Here is a 15,413-nt window from a genome sequence, read left to right as displayed (position 1 = left end):
AAAATTCGTACCAGATTAACATACTGATATTTCAAGGAATAACTAAAATAGATTGACTATAATATGCGTCAAAATGTCGCATTATTTAAATTTGTCGCAACATTCAATAGTAACTCTTTCATTAATAAATTGCATTTGTCCCAATGTCAGTTTACTACAAAAGACAACCCATGGGGTATGTTCTTGGTTTCTTCGTATGAAATTTCAGTATTTTGTTTGTAAAGAAATTTCCATGAATCCATGGGTGCAGATGTTCTTACTGGACCGGCGGCACTTCTTTTATTTTCGGATATTTCCCAAAGATCCCCTTGTAGACCGACGGGTAGTCGGTCTTCCCGCAGAGCAAGGATCCGGTCACAGGCATACGGCGCTGCGCCAGCATGACCATCTGCCGCGTGATATTCCTGATATCCCATTGGGCGGTCGGGTCTTGTCGCAGGCGCGACATGTGATATAGTTCCCGCAGGTTCATCGTCACCAGGACGCGCTTGCGGTGCGCGTTGGTCAGAATATAGGGGCCGATGCCCGGGTATTTTTTTTCGATCTTGCCGTACACGGATTCGGTCTGGTCGATAATTTCCATAAATCTCCGCTGCGCTTTGATCTCAACGACCGATACAGGCACGGTCACCCCGAGATCAGGATCGTAATCCAGGGTTACCATAGAAGCCAGCCGGTGGCGCTTCAGCTGGCCAAAGCAGCCGGCCGAAACTATTAGCTCGTATGTCAGGCCGGCGAATTCAAATTCCCGCGGCGTCGTATCATAGAGCTCCATGTATCGGCATGCCTGCTTTAGCACTTCAAATTTTCTCTCAGTGCTCATTTTCTTCACTTTCACCAGGCAGTCTGCATAGCTGCGCCTGTTCACCCTGAAGAGCAGAGCGGCCAGTATTTTCTCATCACCCTGTGGCGTGCAGCTCACCAGTTTCACTTCTTTATCTTTATATCCCCTTATCCCCCCATCCACCAATCCCCGTTCTTTATTATCCCCATATCCCCAAATTTTGTCTGCATATTCGGCAAGCTCCTGATAGGTCTTGCGGTCGTAGTCGTTGGCCTGGTAGAACAATATGATCGAAGGCGCGATGGCTTTTGCGGGTTTGAACAACTTTTCGCCGAGCCCGCGCAGTTCGGCCAGCCGGTGCGATGCGAACCGCCGGATCATCAGCTCCAGGTTGCGGGCATTGATGGTCGTGCCCAGCTGAGCCTGGGTGGCGAGCGACAGGACATACCGCGCGTCTTCCTTTGCCCAGTTCTCGAGTGTGCGATGGCATTCCTGGCGCCGCGCCATAGATGCGTGCTTGACGAAGTTCCATAGCTTAAGCTTTTGATAGAGTTCCTGATAGCAATCGTTCTGTGACTTGATCATCCTTTTGTAAACACTGACCACCTGCGGGTCGGTCAGTTCTGCGGGGATCACATAGTCGCCTTTAAGGGTCACGTACCGCTGTGATTTCTCCGTGTAAGAGCACAAACGGAATTTTTCCAGTTCCTCGACCGCGTACCGCGATATGCCGATGATATCAAAGTTGAACACCGCGTGTTCGGCGACCGAATGATGGGACATTTCAAAAATTATCCGCCGGTTAGACCGACGCGCCCGTGCGACTTCATGCCGCGCCTCATCGCGCAGATCCGGTACGGACTTCGGGCTCCGGCTTATCCGCGCGTATGCCGCGGAGATCGTCTCCGGCGTCAGGGGTAACTTTTTCTTACCCCGGCTCAACTCTTTTATTGTCTGGGCGTCAAGATTATAACCGGCGAGAATGACCTTCATGGTATATAAACTCCGTTATATGCAAACCCTAAATCCCAATGACCAAAATCCGAAACTTGGTTTGGAACATTTGGATTTAAGATTTTGGATTTGTTTAGAGTTTAGTGCTTCGTATTTAGAATTTATCATTTCAAGTACCTCTTCTCGATATCCCTTGCCAGGATCTTCAGGGATGGATACATGTCCAGCGCCGTGTCGCGGTACGCATCGATGTCCTTCCCGATCGGATCGCTGACTTCGTTATTCCTGGAACGATGTTTGTATTCCTTAAGCAGGAAAGTCTTGGCCACGGCATCAGGCGCGAATTCGGTGACCGCCTGGTAATGTTTATACTGCATGACCAGGATCAGGTCAGCCCACTGGATCAGATCCGGACTTAATTCCCGGCTCTGATGCGGGCCCAGGGAGCCCTTGAACTCGGCCGCGATCTGCTGCGCGAATGCCGACGCCGGCTGGCCAGCAACGGTGTTCGTACCCGCAGATCTGACTTCCGCATGCCGGGGATCGATCATGGTCCTTAATAACGCTTCCGCCATCGGGCTCCGGCATGAATTACCGGTGCAGACGAACAGCACGTTGACCTTCAGTCCCGGTCCCATGCGTACACGCCGGCCATAGATCTTTTCAACTTCCAGGATCGGAATCTTGCCTTTTCTCAACACGGTCAGGGGCGTGGTCGTTAGATCGAGCACGGTCGAAGCCGTTGTACCGATTTCCCCGGCGTCGACCACAATGCCCAGGTCTGGGAAACGTGCTACGATCTCGGACGCGGTCCGCAGCGGCTCATCTCCGGCTACATTAGCGCTGGTCACGGCCAGGGGCTTTTGAAATACATTGAGCAGTCTCAGCACAAATTCGGTCTGCGGTATCCGTATGCCGATCTTTTCCCCTATCCCCGGCAGCGCCAGCTCCTCACTTTTCCGTAAAATCACCGTGACCGGTCCCGGCAGAAAGTAGTCAATGATCTTCTTTTTGACCACGACCGCGTACGTATTGATAATGCTTTTGGAAACAAAAATGGTGAACGGTTTGGATTCCCTTTTTTTCAGGTCCTGCAGTTTCGATACGGCAGCGGCGTCACTGGCGCTGACCGCGAGCCCATAGACCGTATCCGTGGGAATGGCGATGATCCGACCGTTGTTTAAGGTTTCGATAATCTTTTTATAAAATTCTTCACTATCTTCGATTTTCATTATCATCTTGTCATTCCTATTATATTTCTGTCATTCCGTGCTTGACACGGAATCCATTATTTCCCGTGAAAATGGTATCTGGATTCCTAAAAAAATCCAGCACATACGGATCCTTAAATACCATTTCTGGCGTCATTTTGTCCTGCTCGCGCAACTCCTTTAACTGCATTTTAATGGTTTCTTCCGGAAGCTTGGATAGAGCTGTCCTTTCATACAGCATACTGATAAAGATTTTATATCTTTTCATAATTTAACTCGTGTACTTTGTAATTAAACATCAACATCATTATTTCTAAAACTATAATAGTCGTTATTCCCAATGATAATATGATCCAGCAAAGTAATATCCACTGTCTTAAGCGCTTCTTTTATGGCTTTGGTTATCTTCCGATCATCCTGCGAAGGCTGTAATGATCCCGATGGATGATTATGCGCGATAATTACGCCTACCGCATGGTTGTAGAGCGCTCTCTCAACGACCCTTCTCGGATAAACCACAGATCGATTAACCGTACCAGTCTTGAATGTCTCGACAATAATTAACTGATTCATGTTGTCTAAAAAAAGTATTTTGAACTCCTCATTCACCGCACCTTTTAAAGACACTTTCAAATAATCGTAGACGACCTGCGGCGATGCAAGTAAATCTCTGTTATGTAATCCGTTCTTCGCGTAAAGGATCGCGACATCCTTCAGAAAACTTAGAAACAATGCGGTGTGTGTTGAAATACCTGAAATAGGCGTAAGGTTTTTTTGATCAGCGTTCAGCACGCCATTAATAGTCTTAAAACGTGATAACAATTCTTTGGCGATAGATTTTGTATCCTTACGGGGAATTGCGTAAGACAAAGCTAATTCCAGCACTTCATAATCCAGCCAGCCATCTATCCCCGATTTTTCGTATTTTTCCTTTATTCTTTGGCGATGCCCAATATAACTTGGCTTTTTCGTTTCAATCATAATGGCTCTTTTAACTGATTACTACACTTCTCCCAATCAGGCAAAAACGCGAACATAAGACTCTTAAACAACTTGCCATGATTCGGCACTTTTATATGAAGAAGTTCATGTAACACAACGTAATCTATCAAATTCCTGCGCTTCTCAAGAAGCTCAGAATTAAATGTAAGACGGCCGCTTCCCGAAAGGGATGCCCATTTTGTCTTCATCGGCCTTAAATGTATTTCTTTGGGTGTAACCTTAAGCTTAATCGCCCAATCCCACACAATGGATTTAAGCTCCTTTGCCTCAATCTTGCTATTATTCATCAACCCCGTTAGAGAACAATCTCGATTAACTGGGTTTTTGGTATAATTAGCGTTCTTATTTAACATCATGTTGACCTTTGTTATTTATAAATTTCTCTAACGGGGTCAAAACACCGGACATCGGCTATCTCCCGATTTTCAATATCTTATCCACAAGCCCGACTGCCTTATCTTTATCTATCGTCTTGAGAAGAATCTTATATAAACTCGCAGTCAATTCCCGCGCCTCTTTCGCGTTCTCCCGCCAGTGAGGGTTTTGGCTAAACGCGCCATCAATTTGCACCGCTAACCCATCAGCATTTTCTATCTCATCTTTTTTAAGGATCCAATATACGGTGAATTTCTGAGCGTCAAAATTTTTCTCAGCCTGTTCTTTTTTAGCTTGGTTAATCTCTTCGATAACCTTCTCAAGCCGAGATAAAGCTTCCTGCGTCGAGATTTGACGGTCGTCATACAACTCGACAACCACCTCAGCCCGCTCACCGATGGAAATCAGATAAGGAAGCGAATCCTCGTTATCCAACACAAACTTCTCAATACTCTTTCGTAAGTTAATAACTTTTGTGTTATCCGAATCATCGTCCTTTTTTAATGCCTGCAATGTGTCTTCCTTAATCTCATAAATCTTATACGGCTTAGGTATGTCATAATTCTCAACCGCTTTACGAACAAGCATCTGAGTTTTTCGCATGAGCTCCTTATCCACCACAACCCTCTTGGAAAAAGCATTACGGATAATCGTATATAAGGATGATAGCTTCAGATACTTATCCATATAATCCCTGAGGTCTTTATCAGGCGAAATGATCTCATATAACATCTCAAGCTGTTTGTAGAACTTATAAAAGACCTCACGCTTGTCTTTATCCGTAAAATACTCAACCGCTTGCTCAATCACTTTGTCATCCATCCTGCCTTGAATAAACCGCTCGTATTCTTTGGCGTTATTGATAATAATTGAAATAAAAGCTTCCTTTAACACGCCGATATTCTGAATGACGCTTCCGATCACATCCGAATCAAACGCCAATGCCTTCTCAAGCTTTTCGAATATCCCCACAAAATCGAGAACAAACCCGGACGGCTTTTTCAATCCTTCATCATCCTCATACGGCCTGTTAACCCGGGCGATTGCCTGCAATAGTGTGTGATCCTTCATCGGCTTATCAAGGTACATACAATAAAGAATGGGCGCGTCGTAGCCAGTCAAAAGCTTATCCGTCACAATAAGAATTTTGGGAAGTGTTTCTTTCTTCGGGAAGATCTTACCCTTAAGCCGTTTTTCTTCATCTTCGGTTAAATAATGTTGCGTAAGCATGTCTGTATCGTTATGGCCTTTTGAATAAACAACGGTGGAATATTCCGAAGGCAAATGTTTATCAAGCTCTTTCTTGTATAGCGCGCACGCCTCGCGATCCACAGCCACAAGAAAAGCCTTATAACCCATAGGCTCGACATTTTCACGATAATGCTTGGCAACAAATTCAGCTACTTTTTGCACTCGTTCATCGGACTTGAGAAAATTTCGTAAGTTCACCGAGCGCTCAAGCAGTTTATTGAGTTCATCAATGTCAGTTACGCCTTCTTGTTCCATAAGCGCGTAAAATTCTTTCTCCAGCATATCCTGAGGCACGCGAATCTCGCTTGGGGCAAGCGCATAATGCAAAGGCACGGTCGTGCCGTCTTCTATGGATTCAGCGATCGTGTATTTATCAAGATATCCCTTCTCATCGTCTTTGCCAAATACCTTGAACGTTCCCCTGCCGTAAAGAATTTTGTCAATGGGAGTACCGGTAAATCCGAAATAGGTCGCATTAGGAAGCGCGGCCACTAAGTAATTTCCCAAATCGCTGCTTGTTGTTCTGTGGGCTTCGTCAATTAGAACGAAAATATTGTCGCGCTTATTAATGTCTTTTTTCATGTGCTCAAACTTATGAATCATGGAAACAATAAGCCCGCGATAATTTGAGGCAAGAAGTTTTTCCAAATCCTTCTTGGAATCAGCAATCTCCATGCCTTCGCCATCTTTAAACCCATAGGCATCAAGGTTGCGGAAAAGCTGGCTCTCAAGCTCGTTGCGATCAACCAGCATAATAACGGTAGGCTTTTCAAAAAGCGGCTCTTTCAAAATCTTCTCACCCGCCACAATCATGGTAAAGGTTTTTCCCGAACCTTGGGTGTGCCAGATAAGACCGGTTCGTTTTACCTTATCCTTCGCTCGTTCAATAACCTTCTCTACCGCCCGGGTCTGGTGCTGGCGCAAGATAATCTTAAAAAGAACGTCATCCTTACGGAAAAAGATAATGTAATCCTTGATAAATTTTAAAATTCTATCCCGGTTAAAAAACGTTTTAACCTTCTTCTCAAAATTGCCCTTTTCAACATCCTTCCAGTTAAAAAGCCCTTTTCGATCTAAATTCCACGTCACCCCATAGTAAAAATCAAGCATATGTGTAACGTCAAAAATCTGATTGTGCGTCATAAACTCAGGCGTTTCGCGGTGATACCGGCGAATTTGGTCAACTCCTTCGGCAATACCTTCTTTTTTATGTGCGCCTTTTGTCTCTACGATAATCACCGGAATTCCGTTAATAAGCAGGATTACATCACTCCGGTTTCTGTAAGTGCCATTGGTATACTGCCACTCATCGGTAACGTGGAATCTGTTATTCGCGATATTCTTAAAATTAAAATCAATCAGCTTGATATTGACCTCGCGCTTCTCACGCTCATGATAAACGCTTTTCTCACCTTTCAAGTATCGTAAAACGTCGCTGTTACCCTCAATGCTTGAACGGACGTTCTCCAATTCCTTGATGATACCCTCCGCCTTTGCTTCATCCACAATGCCGGGATTAAGTTTTACAAGCTGTTCCTTAAGCATATCGTAGAATAAAAGACCTGTTTCACCGCGGCGAAGCTCTACCGCTTGATCACGGTTTACATATTCCCAACCAATCTCCTTTTCAGAGACGTATTTTATTAATGGATTTTGCACAGCGCTTTGTTCGCTCATTTATTTTTCTCAAAAGATAACCTTAATATCTGTTTTTCCCGCTCAATTTCATCCCTCAACTCTTTTTCGCTTGGCAAATAGAGCTTATACTTTGAAGCGAATATTTTCCTGCTGTCTTTAAGCACAGAATATTTAACGACGGTTGCGTCTTTTTCCGTACAAAGAATTATACCAATGGTGGGATTATCTCCGGGCTGCTTCATTTTATCCTCAAAAATACGGACATACATATCCATCTGGCCAATATCTTGATGCGTCAATTTACTGGTTTTAAGATCAATGATGACAAAACACTTGAGAAGATAATTATAAAAAATGAGGTCAATATAAAAATGCTGTGTTTCGGTGGATATGCGCATCTGTCTGGCGACAAAAGAAAAACCGCGTCCCAGTTCCAAAAGAAATTTTTGTAGATGATCTATCAGCGCTTGTTCAAGCCGTCTTTCCTTAAGATAGGAGATTTCTTTTAATCCTAAAAATTCTAGAACATACGGATCTTTAATCTGTTCTTCAGGAGATACAGACAGTTCTTTTGCCCGCATGTCAGCCTCACGCTTAACAGGTTTCTTATTTTTGCTTACCAGAAGACGCTCATAATAAAAAGAGTTGATTTGCCTCTCCAATTGCCGTGTGCTCCAGTTTGAGTCTATGCACTCATCCAGATAGAATTTACGAACATCAGGTCGATCTACTTTAAGGAGCAGACGGTAATGTGTCCATGATAGCTCCGGACGAACCACTGGTAATTCTCGACGCACTGCGTCATCTTTTTGAGTAGATACAGATTCATCACGCAGTGCGTGATGAATTTTGTCAGGCAAAGATTGTGAACGCGCTGCGTTCACAATCTCGAATGATAGGTAAAACAATCGCATATACCGCAAATTCGTTTCAGTAAAACCTTTTCCAAAATCTTTGGTTAGACGTATTGAAAGTTCCTTTAAAAGATACTCTCCATATTCAGCTTTGCTTTTACCTTTTAACTCTTCCTTAACAATAACCCTGCCGATATTCCAATACGCTTGAACCATAACGAAATTGACATGTCTATAGACGCTGTGTCGGGCTTCTTCCAGAATGGATTTAATTTTTAAGTAGCATTTGTTATTTTTAATCGTTGGTTTTTTACTCATTTCTTTTCTCCTGAAATTCTCTCCGCAGTGCGTCGAGAATCTTATTCACAGGCTTCTCCAAAATCAATATCCTTGACCCGGACTTGACCGGTCATGAGAAGTTGAAGCATAGACTTAAATAATTCCTGCAACATATCTTTTTTTGCTGTCTCATGATCAATTTTATTATCGATATCCCTTAGAATATCAGCAATGTCCTTTTGTTCTTCACTCGTCGGAAATGGTATAAGCTGATCTTTTATATTCCCGTCGGTGATGGCTGGGTAACTTGCGCCTCTCTGCAACTTGCCGAGACTTTCAATGAAACTATCGCGTTGTACACAATAATACAAATATCTACTGGATAATGTCGAAACGCTTCGAAGTATACAAAAAGCCGTTGAGCATATCTCACCATCAAATTCATTTCCCACATAAGCAATTCTTTTCAACGTCGGCCGAACAGTAGCAAATAGAACATCATTAACCCTGACAATCTTTCTTGCCCGACTTGGAGCTTCGGAACCTTTATAAGTTGTGCTTCCAGTTATTTTAAAACTGTCATTTGATATGCTGGAAACATCAATATACTTAAACTGAACATCTGGTTTTTTTCTCATATCTTTTTGACTAGTTTTTTCAACAATATTTTCTATTCTTTTCACTACCCAGCTTTTCGGCATCAACCCTATCTCCGTCTCTTTCAACTCCTCGCCCCGTAAACCATAGGTAAAAAGCCGGTGCATCAGCGACCGTTTTAGCTCTTTGGTTTTGGTGATGATTTGTTCCTGTTGAGCAATGGCTTGTTGGAGTTTTCTTAGCACAAAAATAATTGAGGTTTGCTCTTTAATCATAGGCAAAGGGATCGCTATCTTCTTATAATCTGAAAAATTTAGATTACGTATACCCGTGGTTCTTTGCTGTAATTCATTGGTATTACCTTGATTATAAAAACTAAGAAGATAGTACAAAAGAAATTCTGGATTGAGGACTTCCCAATCTTTAACTCTGATGCAGGTAGTAAAATTGCTGAACGAATAATCTTCTTGAGGCAAATCAAAAAATACAACCCTGCCAACAGGCTGTTTAGGGCCGCCGCCCGAACGTTCTAAAATAATATCTCCAGCTACTAATTTTCTTATTCTAAACTGTTTCTCTTCGACAGGCAATTCAGCCACATCTTCCAAAGAAAGCGTCCCATCATTATTAAAATTTGTATTCCGCAATACTTTGACATTTACATATGGTGGCTTTTTACCTCTCCATAATCCATTCAAATATTCGAATAGCTCTTCGTTTGCAAGAGTAGTATGATCGCATTGTTCCAACAACGTATTTTCTATCTGAACTGAGGAATCCATCATTTCAAAAATCCCTTATATCCAATCTTCTTTAATATGCTGTTCAGTTCTTTGTCCGTCTTGGCACGATCTTGTTCGAGCTCAGCAAGTTCAATGAGAATCTCCTCCGCATCCCGGTATTCTTCGTCCTGTCCGTTACCAACATAACGAGATGGACTCAGGTTATAGTCATTCTTAGCTGCCTCATCTTTGGCGATGATTTTGACGAACTTTTCTATATCTTTCCAGTCGTGAAACACCTTGGCAATTTTCTTAATCTTGTCGTCAGGGATAAAATTCTTTGGTCTGCCTTTTTTAAATTCAAGCGAGGCATTGATGAGCATGATTTTGTTTTTCTTTTCTTTTGGCTTATTTTTATTCAGGAAAAGCACAATACCCGGTGCAGTGGTGTTATAAAAAAGGTTTTCGGGAAGTAAAAGCACTGCTTCAATCCAGTCGTTGTCCACAAACTTTTTACGAATATCTTTTTCACGGTTTGAGCCTTGATTGCCTGAACCGCGGGAAACCGCTCCTGTATCAAGAACTACAGCTACGCGTCCGTTATCATTAAGGGATGTGAACATATGCTGGACCCAACCCCAATCAGCTGATCCTGCCGGAGGATAGCCTGAGTCAAAACGGCTAAATGTATCCCCTTCATAAAACTGCGTGTCATAACCATCCTGATTCCACATAGGATTGGCAACCACAAGGTCGAATTTTTTAAGCGCGCTTCCATCAAGAAACTTCGGGCTTATTAGAGTATCACCGATAGCAATATCACCTTCCATATCATGGATAAACATATTCATCTTGGCCATGGCATAGGTAACATAGTTCTGTTCCTGCCCGTAAAGATGAAGCGGCTTTGAAATTTTCTTTTCTTTTTCTTTTAAAGCAAGCTGACATTTAACAAGAAGCCCGCCCGAACCGCATGTCGGGTCATACACCTCCTGCCCCTGCTTCGGGTCAAGACAATACGCCATCACCCAGCCCACTTCTTTGGGAGTATAAAACTCGCCCGCACTCTGGCCTTGCCCTTCAGCGAATTTACGTAAAAGATATTCGTAAGCTCTTCCAAGAATGTCCGGTTCAGCATCCTTTAATCCGACTCTGTGACGGCTAATAACTTCAATGAACTGACTCAGCTTCCCATCATCAATAATCCTCTGCCCGCTAACCTTGGCGTTAAAATCAACAATATCAATTACGCCCTGCAATTTTGGGTTTTCTTTGGCAATTGCGCGGATAGCGTCGGTTAATTCTTCTCCGATATTCTTTGTTTTTTTGCGTATCTCAGGCCATGTTGAAGACCGGGGAATAAAAAAGCGGACAAGCTTGTGATCCTTCTGCGCTAAATCATGAGCGATCTTTTCATCACCGAACTCATCGCTCAAGCGTTTAAGCTCATCCTCGAATACATCTGAGATGCGCTTTACAAAAATAAGCGGCAAAATGTAGTCCTTGAATTTCGGCGCATCCACCGCCCCGCGAATACTACACGCCCCATCCCACAACCATGACTCAAGTGTTTTTATGTCGAGCATTTTTATTCAATTCCGTTAAATTTTTTCCAGATTATTTGATAATCTTTACCTGTGGCTTTAACTCCTGCAGGGATAATTGTCTGCCAAGCTTCTTCAGACAATTTATTTAACCAGTCAGCAGCTTTAGCAGGACTCTCATTATCAATAGAGCCGATTTCAGTCTTAAATTTCTTACCTGTGTTATCAGCGATGCTTCTCGGAACAGAGTTCATTCGCATTACAAGTGCTTCTTCTGAACTGACCCCATAATAAATCATAGCTGGAAGATTATTTATTATTCTTTTTTGTTCAGTTGTAAGTTTTTCAAAATCTATTCCTGAATTGGGAAGTTTTTGTAGCGCTGCCATACCCCATGTTGCAGAGTTAGTCAGTTTTCCGTAAATGGCGCTGCAACATTCGCTCAAAGCAATGGTAAAATTCTTATTAGCTTCAAGCATAAAGTATTTTTTTGCGAGTTGTTCCATTGTAGCGCCATTTACCCAATCTCGAGTAATTGATGCAATCATTTCTTTTTTGAGTCCATGAGCGCCTGAAACTTCTTCTAGTCTATTTTTGACTTCGGGGATGGTAAGCATTACTCCCACGAGGTTCTTGAGCGGGCTTTTATCTCCTCCAAAAAGATTGCTAGCATTCCACATTTCCTGATTTAAGTTTAATCCCTTCAATTGAACAATAGCGCTACCCACCGCTTCTGGCGAAAATCCCGTCTGATCTGCCAATGTAACCAATCCCGGATTATCGCTTAATTTTCTAGCATATGTTTTTACCGCTTGAACTATTACATTTGCTGCTTGCGGATCTTGTTTCTTTATACATTGATATCCATATGTGTGTCGCATAATCAATTCAGCATTAGAAGTAAAATCAGTAAGCCCTTTACTCTGTCTGTAGATGTGCGCAAGGTATTGAACAAATGCCGACCATTGAGGCATATAGACTAATTGTTCTAAATTGAGCACCTCTCCAGTTTTAGTTGCTTCTTTGTAAAGACCTACTAACGTAGAGACCAGGTTTTCTCCTGCTTGACCGACAAATTGTTTAATTTTATTTATATCTTCTTCGTTTGATTCAGCAGTAATCCCTATAATTCCAAGGGTCTCTTGATCAAATCTTCCAGCTCTGCCCGCTAAGTTCCAGAAATCACGCGTGGGCATACTTTTTGTCCATGGATAAGAAAGAGAAGCCAAAAATATGGAAGAAACTGGGAAATTGATCCCTTGAGCAATTGTCGTAGTTGCAACAAGAACATCAATCAAACCTTCTTCAGTTAACCACTCCATTAAAAACCTAATCTCATCGGATAGTCCTGAGTGATGAACACCAATGCCCCTATTTAGCATCTTTATGAGTTCAAAATCATTTCCCATTTCAACAGCGATAAATCGTTGCACAAGTTTTACTTTTTCATCTAAAACTGGCTTATCAGAAGAATTCTCATAAAGCATCCTTGCTAAAGACCAAGCATCCCTAATGATTCTGGCTACTGCAATAACCGCGCCTCGTTTCTTGAATATATTTGATACTGCCGCAGTAATATAAGTTTTACTTCCCTTGACATCTGACCAAGTGATATCTAAAGGTGTTTCTGATTCTCCTAGCGCAATCTGATCTGGCAAATCAATAGTTGCATGAGAAGTCATTAATGTCTTATATGAAAGTTTCCATTCTCTAGGCTGAGAGCCTTTGACAGGGAAAACATATCCCACAACTCTGTCGTTAGGCTGCCATAAAAGTTCAAAACTTATTGTGCCGGGACTTTCAGGGTCTAACCAACCTGCCACTTCCTCACTGTTCTTTATGTATGGCGTGAGCAAAAGAAATTTTGCATCTTTACACTCTCGTCTTATAATAGACAATAAAAGCTCTATTTTAAGCCCTCTCTCCTTGTCTCCAATATTATGCGCTTCATCCAACACAACTAATGCAAGAGGACGATTCATTTTTTTCTCTACGTCATCACGAATTATTAGATCAAGCTTTTCTGGAGTCGTAACTAAAACATCAAATTTAGAATCTTTTGCAAGAATCGCATCTTCAAAGCCATCAATCTCAACAGCTCCACTCATTTTGACTATTTTAATATTCAAATTTGGATGCCCTAAATTTCTTCGTAATCTCGCACAGATTTGATTAACGAGAGTTCTGGTTGGAACAACATAAGCAATCCAACCTTGCTGGTCTTGATATTGGTTAAGAGCCTGGAGCATTCTAAATTCCGCAAGGGCAGTTTTACCACTGGAAGTAGGCATGTCTACAACTACAGCTCGATGCGCAGGTTCAAGTAACCCCTGCTCAAGAATAGCAGCTCTCTGAGGAGGGAGTAGTTCAAACATTGGTTTGCTTGATTTAGTAATAATCTCCACGTAAGTCTTAACTCTGGAATTGACTCTGGCAACGACCATCCAAAGTGAATTAAATGCCATCTGTTTTGAAGTCAAGTGAAGCCATCTCATTAATACTTCCATTTCCATTAAAAAGGCATTCTGGCTCCCAAAGATTCCTTTTTCAAAATGGAAATCAAGTTGCTCCTGAATTTCCTTTGGTGTACCTTGAAGCATGTATTGGCCTAAAAGTTCTGTTGCTTTGGCCAAATGATATAAAGAAACGACTTCCCAAGCGGCACCTTTTACAGAAACATTTTTATCCTCATTCAAATATTGTTTCTCATATTGTTTCTGTTCTTCTCTTAAGCGGACAATATTTTCTGTAACTTTGTTTAAATCGCTCCATCCTTTTTTTCTTATAAGATAAAGCCAACTATCATAGATAACCCCGAATAGGCGTTTGTCCCATTCTGTAGACTCTTTTAATTTAACTTCCCAAACAGCAGGAGTTTCATCAAGCCATCTCTTAACATCAGCCCACCGCTGTCCCAGATATGCAAAAGAAATAAGCCTGAGCACATGCTTTGCTCTTTCTATCTCATCTTTAGGAAGAGGTAATGCTCGCATCAAAAAGAATGCTTCTCTACAAACCCAATGGAAACATTCTCTGTCGTCACGCTTATCCTTCTTAGGATCAAAAGCAACGCCCTGTAAATCAATGCCTGCCAACTCAAGAGCTTCTAAAGCTTTTTCGATAGTCTTCAGCTTATCTTCAGAAATCACTGTCTGAGAACCACAAACATTCTTCATTGCGCAAGAAACAAGATATTGGTCAGCTATCTGCCTAGCCTGTTTCAGCTTTTCTTCACCTAAAGCATCAAAAATCCAATGTTGCTTCATGATAAAGACACCCCTCCCAATAAAGCAGGGAAATCAGAGATACTGCACAAACAATAAATACCACAGAGACCTATCCCCATATCAGAAGGCTTGCCACTATCCAAAGAATGTCCTCTCGATTCTAAATCTTTGATAACAGGAGAACAATCCCTGATTAGAACTCCCTGAAGATAAACTTTATCCACACATGACACATAGGCCAAGACTGCCGTCTTGTAGTCGTTATCCCATGCTTTATCTTTAGCTCTATAACCCAACCACTGAACAAGAAGTTTTCTTGAAGACTCAGAAGTTTTCAATTTTTCCAGTTGTTTTGTCATACCTGAACGCCCGTACATAACATTAGGAGGCTTATTTGCATCAACTGAAGTCTTAACTTCTCCGAAAAGAAACCTCACATTCCTATCCTTACCCTTAAAACCAACCAAATCAGCACCAGGAAGACTAGCGTCTTCAACCTTTTGATCTCTGCACCCGTTCCAAGGAAATCGAATATCACCAGTATCTTCTAATAGGCACTCAGCCAAAGCTTCACCAATTCTCCAGTCCTGTTTAGGTAAATCACGGATAAAAACATCTTTTAGCCCATTTTCAGCGAAACCTGTTGTAGCAATAGAATCATAATGAGATACGAACTCCGCCGTGCCTTCAGCATCAAGCAAACGGTTCTTAACCCTGCTTCCCATATATTTCTTAAAGACTTCTTCTGTGTCAAATTTCCAGCATTGCATCACAACAGAACATGAAGTGTCCTCGCAAGCCAAGCTAATGCCTTCTTTTGAAAAAGTCATACCCTCAACAGCCTCATAGTAAATGACAGGTTAAACATACTATTCATTAATCAAAGATTTCTCCTACTCTCAATAAACTCTTTCGAATCTTCATGTTTTATTTTCCACTGCCCGCTTCTTACGGTACGAATTTGCTTTACGCTAG

Annotated in this window: 11 protein-coding genes; all 11 read right to left on the bottom strand. The window is 42.1% G+C overall.

The window, feature by feature from the left end:
* Positions 1–256: 256 nt before the first annotated feature.
* Positions 257–1,777: an FAD-dependent thymidylate synthase gene (locus VF399_03530; protein ID HEX7319413.1), complete on the bottom strand. Its 1,521-nt coding sequence runs from the start codon at positions 1,775–1,777 to the stop codon at positions 257–259.
* A gap of 125 nt (positions 1,778–1,902) precedes the next feature.
* Positions 1,903–2,970: an L-threonylcarbamoyladenylate synthase gene (locus VF399_03525; protein ID HEX7319412.1), complete on the bottom strand. Its 1,068-nt coding sequence runs from the start codon at positions 2,968–2,970 to the stop codon at positions 1,903–1,905.
* Between the two features lie 19 nt (positions 2,971–2,989).
* The gene (locus tag VF399_03520; GenBank protein ID HEX7319411.1) at positions 2,990–3,217 is read right to left on the bottom strand and encodes a hypothetical protein; all 228 of its coding nucleotides are present in this window, start codon (positions 3,215–3,217) and stop codon (positions 2,990–2,992) included.
* A 23-nt stretch (positions 3,218–3,240) separates the two neighbouring features.
* Positions 3,241–3,930, bottom strand: a complete 690-nt coding sequence (gene radC / locus VF399_03515; protein ID HEX7319410.1) for a DNA repair protein RadC — start codon at positions 3,928–3,930, stop codon at positions 3,241–3,243.
* Entirely contained in the window at positions 3,927–4,238 is a 312-nt protein-coding gene (locus VF399_03510) for a M48 family metallopeptidase (protein ID HEX7319409.1), read from the bottom strand. Before VF399_03510 ends, radC begins: the two co-directional genes overlap by 4 nt.
* 124 nt (positions 4,239–4,362) lie before the next feature.
* Entirely contained in the window at positions 4,363–7,254 is a 2,892-nt protein-coding gene (locus VF399_03505) for an HsdR family type I site-specific deoxyribonuclease (GenBank protein ID HEX7319408.1), read from the bottom strand.
* Complete coding sequence (locus VF399_03500; GenBank protein ID HEX7319407.1) at positions 7,251–8,387, bottom strand: PDDEXK nuclease domain-containing protein; 1,137 nt, start codon at positions 8,385–8,387, stop codon at positions 7,251–7,253. The genes VF399_03505 and VF399_03500 overlap by 4 nt, the downstream gene beginning before the upstream one ends.
* Positions 8,388–8,428: 41 nt before the next feature.
* On the bottom strand, positions 8,429–9,730 hold the full coding sequence (locus tag VF399_03495; protein ID HEX7319406.1) for a restriction endonuclease subunit S: 1,302 nt from the start codon (positions 9,728–9,730) through the stop codon (positions 8,429–8,431).
* Entirely contained in the window at positions 9,727–11,253 is a 1,527-nt protein-coding gene (locus VF399_03490) for a class I SAM-dependent DNA methyltransferase (protein HEX7319405.1), read from the bottom strand. The genes VF399_03495 and VF399_03490 overlap by 4 nt, the downstream gene beginning before the upstream one ends.
* A 2-nt stretch (positions 11,254–11,255) precedes the next feature.
* Positions 11,256–14,477 carry a DEAD/DEAH box helicase gene (locus VF399_03485; GenBank protein ID HEX7319404.1) on the bottom strand — a complete coding sequence of 1,074 codons (3,222 nt, stop codon included), beginning with the start codon at positions 14,475–14,477 and terminating at the stop codon, positions 11,256–11,258.
* Positions 14,474–15,268, bottom strand: a complete 795-nt coding sequence (locus VF399_03480; protein HEX7319403.1) for a hypothetical protein — start codon at positions 15,266–15,268, stop codon at positions 14,474–14,476. The genes VF399_03485 and VF399_03480 overlap by 4 nt, the downstream gene beginning before the upstream one ends.
* Positions 15,269–15,413 lie beyond the last annotated feature (145 nt).

This window comes from bacterium (assembly GCA_036382775.1).
GTDB lineage: Bacteria > Hydrothermota > Tepidihabitantia > SM23-42 > JAOAFX01 > DASVHD01.
Note: the sequence above shows the minus strand (reverse complement) of the source record. Positions and strands in the feature narration are given on the sequence as shown.